Below are 6254 nucleotides of genomic sequence, written 5' to 3' on the forward strand. Positions count from 1 at the left end.
TCCCAAGGAGCTAAGTCATGGCACAGAAAAAAGGCGGCGGCTCTACGCGCAACGGACGTGATTCCAAGCCCAAAATGCTGGGTGTGAAGGCCTTCGGTGGCGAGTTGATCAGCGCAGGCTCGATCATCGTGCGCCAGCGTGGCACCAAGTTCCACCCCGGTACCAACGTGGGCATCGGCAAGGATCACACTTTGTTCGCTCTGGTGGACGGCCACGTGTCTTTTGACACCAAGGGCGCTCTGTCCAAGCACACCGTCAGCATCACGCCTGCTGCTTAAAGCAACACGCGTCATCTGACATCACAAAGCCCCGATGCGTCGGGGCTTTGTTGTTTTCACAAGGGCGCCAAAGCCCTTGCACAGCAAGCCAGGAAGGTCCTGGCTTATGCTTTTGGGCCGGCACCACGGGTGCCTGTCTCTCCAATGATCACGGGAAAGCCTCATGAAGTTCGTCGATGAAGCCTATATTGAAATTGCCGCGGGCGATGGCGGTAATGGCGCAGCCACGTTCCGGCACGAAAAATACAAGGAATTCGGCGGACCCGACGGTGGTGACGGTGGCCGTGGCGGCCACGTCTATGCCGTGGCCGATGTGAATCTGAACACCCTCATCGACTACCGTTACTCGCGCCGCCATGAGGCGCAGCGCGGCGAGAACGGCATGGGCAACGACATGTTCGGCGCGGCCGGCAAGGACATCACCTTGCGCCTGCCCGTGGGCACCATCATCACCGATGAAGCCACGGGCGAAGTGCTGCACGAGTTGCTGGTACCCAGTGAAAAGATCGTGCTGGCGCGGGGCGGCGACGGCGGCTTTGGCAACCTGCGCTTCAAGAGTGCGGTCAACCGTGCACCGCGCCAGAAGACGCCCGGCGTCCCGGCGAGCGTTTCAGCCTGAAGCTGGAGTTGAAGGTGCTGGCCGATGTGGGCCTGCTGGGCATGCCCAACGCCGGCAAGTCGACCTTCATTTCCTCGGTCTCCAATGCCCGCCCCAAGATTGCCGACTACCCCTTCACCACGTTGCACCCCAACCTGGGTGTGGTGCGGGTCGGCCCCGAACAGAGCTTTGTGATCGCCGACATTCCCGGCCTGATTGAGGGCGCCTCCGACGGCGCCGGCCTGGGGCACCAGTTCCTGCGCCACCTGCAGCGCACCCGCCTGTTGCTGCACATCGTCGATCTGGCGCCGTTTGACGAGGCCGTGGATCCGGTCGAGCAGGCCAAGGCCATCGTCCAGGAACTCAAGAAGTACGACGAAGCGCTGTACAACAAGCCGCGCTGGCTGGTGCTCAACAAGCTGGACATGGTGCCCACCGAAGAGCGTGCCGCCAAGGTCAAGGACTTTGTGAAACGCTACAAGTGGAAGGGGCCGGTCTACGAAATCTCGGCCCTGGCGCGCGAAGGCACAGACCGTCTGGTGCAGGACATCTTCAAGCACGTGCAAGTCCAGCAAAAGGCCGAGCAACCCCAGGAAGCGGAGTACGATCCCCGCTTCGCGGGCGACATGCCCGTGTGAGGTTGCACCGCAGGTGCTCTTGGATCAATAGCTGCTAGCGCTTGCTGGACAAGCGTTACAGCCTTAAAACGCTCATAACAATGTCATCCCGTGTTCTGCAAGATGCGCGCCGCATCGTGGTCAAGGTCGGCTCCAGTCTGGTCACCAACGAAGGCCGTGGCCTCGACGAGGCAGCGATTGAGGAATGGTCGCGCCAGCTGGCGGCCCTGGTGCACGGCGATGACGGTGTGCGCCGCGAGGTGATCATGGTGTCCAGCGGCGCGGTGGCCGAAGGTATGAAGCGCCTGGGCTGGGCCACGCGGCCCAAGGAAATCCACGAACTGCAGGCCGCTGCGGCAGTGGGCCAGATGGGGCTGGTGCAGATGTACGAAACCAAGCTGCGCAACCACCACGTGGGCAGCGCCCAGGTGCTGCTGACCCATGCCGATCTGGCCGACCGTGAGCGCTATCTGAATGCGCGCTCCACCTTGCTGACCCTGCTCAAGCTGGGTGTGGTGCCGGTGATCAACGAGAACGACACGGTGGTCAACGACGAAATCAAGTTCGGCGACAACGACACCCTGGGGGCGCTGGTGGCCAACCTGGTGGATGCCGACGCCTACGTCATCCTGACCGATCAGAAGGGCTTGTACACCGCCGACCCGCGCCGCGACCCCGAGGCACGGTTCGTGCACGAAGCCCAGGCCGGCAACCCCGATCTGGAGGCCATGGCCGGCGGCGCCGGCTCCAGCATCGGCAAGGGCGGTATGCTGACCAAGATCCTGGCGGCCAAGCGCGCGGCAGGCTCGGGCACCTCCACCGTGATCGCCTGGGGGCGCGAGCAGGATGTGCTGTTGCGCCTGACCCGCGGGGAGGCGATTGGCACCTTGCTGGTGGCGCCCACCCACAAGAACCAGGCCCGCAAGCAATGGATGATGGACCACCTGCAGCTGCATGGCTCGGTCACCATCGACGATGGCGCGGTGCGCAAGCTGCAGGGCGAGGGCAAGAGTCTGCTGCCCGTGGGCATGGTGGCGGTGGAGGGTGATTTCTCGCGCGGCGACGTGATTGCCGTGTGCGATGCGGGCGGCAAGGAAATCGCCCGCGGGCTGGCCAACTACTCCAGCGCTGAGGCACGGCTGTTGTGCAAGCACGCCTCGTCCGAGGTCGAGCAGCTGCTGGGCTACCGAGCCGAGCCCGAAATGGTCCACCGAGACAACATGGTCGTGCTGTCCTGAGTACCAGGCCGTGGCCGCGGGACCCAAAAAAATCCCGCAGCACGGTGAAGTGCAGCGGGATGGGGGATTTCAGCGCGGGTTCTGGTCGTTCTGCGGATCCGGGTCAAAGCTGGCGCCGGGCGGCAACTCCAGACCGGGATTGCCCATCACGCCATGGTGGCGCAGCACGGGCGCTGGGCGTGGCGGGGCGGTGGGGGGCTCACTCTCGCGTGGGCGCATGCCGCTGCGCAGATACCGGTTGCGCTGCTGTTCGCTGCGCGGCACGTAACGGGCCAGTTCGGTCAGCGCCATTTCATAGACGCCGCGCTTGAACTCCACCACCACATCCAGCGGCACCCAGTAGTCGTTCCAGCGCCAAGCGTCGAACTCCGGGTGGTCGGTGGCACGCAGGTTCAGGTCCCAATCGTGACCCAACAACTGCAGCAGGAACCAGATCTGCTTCTGGCCCTTGTAATGACCTCGCGCATCGCGGCGTATGTAACGGTCCGGCACCTCGTAGCGCAACCAGTCCCTGGTCCGGGCCACCACGCGCACGTGGTCGGGCTTCAAACCCACCTCCTCGTGCAGCTCCCGGAACATGGCCTGCTCGGGACTTTCGCCCCGATCAATGCCTCCCTGCGGAAACTGCCAGCTGTGGGTGCGAATGCGTTTGCCCCAGAACACCTGGTTTTTCTGGTTGAGCAGGATGATGCCGACGTTCGGGCGAAATCCGTCCCGGTCAAGCATAATCGAACCCCAATTTTCTATATTGCGTTCATTATGCACGGCAGTCTGTGCCTATCAAGATTGCTGCTGCGATATCCCGCTGAATCCCCCTCATGAAAGCCTCCCAATTCTTCATCTCCACCCTCAAGGAAGCTCCGGCCGATGCCGAAGTGGTCAGCCACAAGCTCATGATGCGTGCGGGCCTGATCAAAAAGCTGGGTGCTGGCATCTACAACTACATGCCCATGGGCCTGCGCGTGATCCGCAAGGTCGAGGCCATCGTGCGCGAGGAAATGAACCGCGCCGGCGCCATGGAAGTGACCATGCCCGTGGTGCAGCCTGCCGAGCTGTGGGAGGAAACGGGCCGCTTCGAGAAGATGGGCCCCGAGCTGCTGCGCATCCAGGATCGCCACGGCCGTGACTTCGTGATCCAGCCCACCAGCGAAGAGGTGGTGACGGACATCGCCCGCCAGGAGTTCAAGAGCTACAAGCAGCTGCCCAAGAACCTCTACCAGATCCAGACCAAGTTCCGCGACGAACGCCGTCCGCGCTTCGGCCTGATGCGTGGCCGCGAGTTCACGATGAAGGACGCCTACTCCTTCGACAAGGACCGCGACAGCGCCCAGATCAGCTACCAGACCATGCGCGCGGCCTACCAGCGCATCTTTGACCGCTTCGGCCTGCAATACCGTGCCGTGCGCGCCGACAGCGGTGCCATCGGTGGCGACCTGAGCGAAGAGTTCCAGGTGATCGCCTCCACCGGCGAAGACGCCATCGTCTACTGCCCCCAGAGCGACTACGCGGCCAACATCGAGAAGGCCGAGTGCCTGGCACCTGCCGGTCCCCGCCCTGCGGCATCCCAGCCCCTGCAGAAGGTGGCCACGCCCGGCAACAGCACCTGCGAAGCCGTGGCGGCGCAGCTGGGCCTGCCCCTGAGCCAGACCGTCAAGTCCCTGGTGCTGGCCACCGACACCAGCAACGAAGCCGGTGAGATCGTCCAGACCCAGGTCTGGCTGCTGCTGCTGCGCGGCGACCACGAGATGAACGAGATCAAGGTTGGCAAGGTCGAGGGCCTGGCCAATTTCCGTTTTGCCACCGTGGGCGAGATCGAAGCCCATTTCGGCTGCAAGCCAGGCTACCTGGGCCCCATCGGCCTGAAGCAGCCAGTGAACCTGGTGGTGGACCGCGAAGTGGCTGTGATGGCCGACTGGGTCTGCGGCGCCAACGAGGAAGACTTCCACATCACCGGCGTCAACTTTGGCCGTGACCTGCCCGAGCCTGCCGTGGTGGCCGACCTGCGCAACGTGGTGGCGGGCGACAAGTCGCCCGACGGCGCGGGTGAGTTGGCCATCGAGCGCGGCATCGAAATCGGCCACGTGTTCTACCTGGGCACCAAATACTCCCAGGCCATGAACGCCACCTTCCTCGGTGACAACGGCAAGCCCCAGCACTTCGAGATGGGCTGCTACGGCATCGGCATCACCCGCCTGCCGGCTGCGGCCATCGAGCAGAACCACGACGAGCGCGGCATCATCTGGCCCGACGCGATTGCGCCGTTCACCGTGGTGATCTGCCCCATCGGCATGGGCCGCAGCGAGGCCGTCAAGGCCGAGGCCGAGAAGCTCTATACCGAATTGCTGGCCCTGGGTGTGGACGTGATCCTGGACGACCGCGACGAGCGCCCCGGCGCCATGCTGGCCGACTGGGAGCTGATTGGCGTGCCGCACCGCGTGGTGCTGGGCGACCGTGGCCTCAAGGATGGCGTGGTCGAGTACCAGCACCGCCGTGCTGCCGAGGCCACCAAGCTGCCCACGGTCGACGCGCTGGCGCACCTCAAGGCCCAGCTGGGCTTGCACTGAGCCGCGAGCACCGATAAAAAAGCAGCTGCGGCTGCTTTTTTACGCCCTGTGCCCCACCGGTTGCGGTGCACACTGGCGGCTGTGCCAGCCAGGCGCTATCTCACCCCCTGACAGAATTCGATCCCTGCATGCCCCGGTCCTCGTTCTTGCCCCCACCCCACCAACCGGCCCGGCGTGCCTGCCTGGGCCTGGCTGCGGCTTGGGCGCTGGGCCAGGCGGGGTGGGCGCAGGCCGGTGCACAGATGGAAGAGCCGCTGGCCGATGCCGTGCGCAGCGCCTTGAGCGCCGCCGTCAGCGACCTGGCGCCGCCGGAGCCGGTGTTTGCCTCCACTGACGCGCGCATCGCCTACCTGCGCTGGCTGACCACCATGAGCGACCGCCTGCAGCGCCGCAAGCCGGACTGGGAGGTGCGGCGCGACTTTCTGCAGACCGTGTGGTACGAGGCCAAGCGCGCAGGGCTGGAGGTGTCGCTGGTGTTGGGCCTGATCCAGGTGGAAAGCGGCTTTCGCAAGTTCGCGGTCTCGGTGGCCGGGGCGCGCGGCTACATGCAGATCATGCCGTTCTGGACGCGCGTGATTGGCGACGGCGATGCGGGCAAGCTGTTCCATATGCAGACCAACCTGCGCTTTGGCTGCGTGATCCTGCGCCACTATTTGGAGCGTGAGCGTGGCGACCTGTTCATGGCCCTGGGGCGCTACAACGGCAGCCGCGGCAAGGACAAATACCCCAGCCTGGTGCTGGGGGCGCAGAAGCAGTGGCTGTTCGATCCGCAGGCACTGCGCCAGGCATGAAATAAGCAGAGCAGTTGACGCAGCGCAAACAAGGGTTTCATGGCCTTAGAACGTGTTCAAGATCTCCTGAGCAGCAGAACCAGGAAAGCCAAGTGGACGAACTGCAAGCTGGTGTTGAGCAGCCGCTCGCAGTTCTTCCACAGCCGCCGATTCTTGTCTAGCCAGGCA

The 6254-nt window shown here is 64.3% G+C and carries 5 protein-coding genes and 2 pseudogenes; 5 read left to right on the top strand and 2 right to left on the bottom strand.

The features are described 5' to 3' along the window. Window positions 1–17: 17 nt before the first annotated feature. From rpmA to proB, 3 genes and pseudogenes are all read left to right on the top strand, one after another. Entirely contained in the window at window positions 18–278 is a 261-nt protein-coding gene (gene rpmA / locus SJH88_RS00605) for a 50S ribosomal protein L27 (RefSeq protein WP_042416998.1), read from the top strand. 163 nt (window positions 279–441) lie between these two features. Next, a pseudogene (gene cgtA / locus SJH88_RS00610) lies at window positions 442–1514 on the top strand (Obg family GTPase CgtA). 80 nt (window positions 1515–1594) lie between these two features. Next, on the top strand, window positions 1595–2731 hold the full coding sequence (gene proB / locus SJH88_RS00615; protein WP_154163304.1) for a glutamate 5-kinase: 1137 nt from the start codon (window positions 1595–1597) through the stop codon (window positions 2729–2731). 69 nt (window positions 2732–2800) lie between these two features. Here proB and SJH88_RS00620 read toward each other — a convergent pair whose 3' ends face one another. Further along, the gene (locus tag SJH88_RS00620; protein ID WP_042416989.1) at window positions 2801–3457 is read right to left on the bottom strand and encodes an RNA pyrophosphohydrolase; all 657 of its coding nucleotides are present in this window, start codon (window positions 3455–3457) and stop codon (window positions 2801–2803) included. Between the two features lie 92 nt (window positions 3458–3549). Between SJH88_RS00620 and SJH88_RS00625 the strand changes: the two genes are divergently transcribed. Beyond that, complete coding sequence (locus tag SJH88_RS00625; RefSeq protein WP_274753314.1) at window positions 3550–5295, top strand: proline--tRNA ligase; 1746 nt, start codon at window positions 3550–3552, stop codon at window positions 5293–5295. Between the two features lie 128 nt (window positions 5296–5423). Beyond that, entirely contained in the window at window positions 5424–6086 is a 663-nt protein-coding gene (locus SJH88_RS00630; RefSeq protein ID WP_274753315.1) for a lytic transglycosylase domain-containing protein, read from the top strand. A gap of 56 nt (window positions 6087–6142) precedes the next feature. Here the strand turns inward: SJH88_RS00630 and SJH88_RS00635 are convergent. Further along, window positions 6143–6254 (bottom strand): annotated as a pseudogene (locus SJH88_RS00635) (IS5/IS1182 family transposase); the annotation flags it as partial.

The organism is Comamonas sp. GCA5, assembly GCF_036541385.1.
GTDB classification, from domain to species: domain Bacteria; phylum Pseudomonadota; class Gammaproteobacteria; order Burkholderiales; family Burkholderiaceae_C; genus Comamonas; species Comamonas aquatica.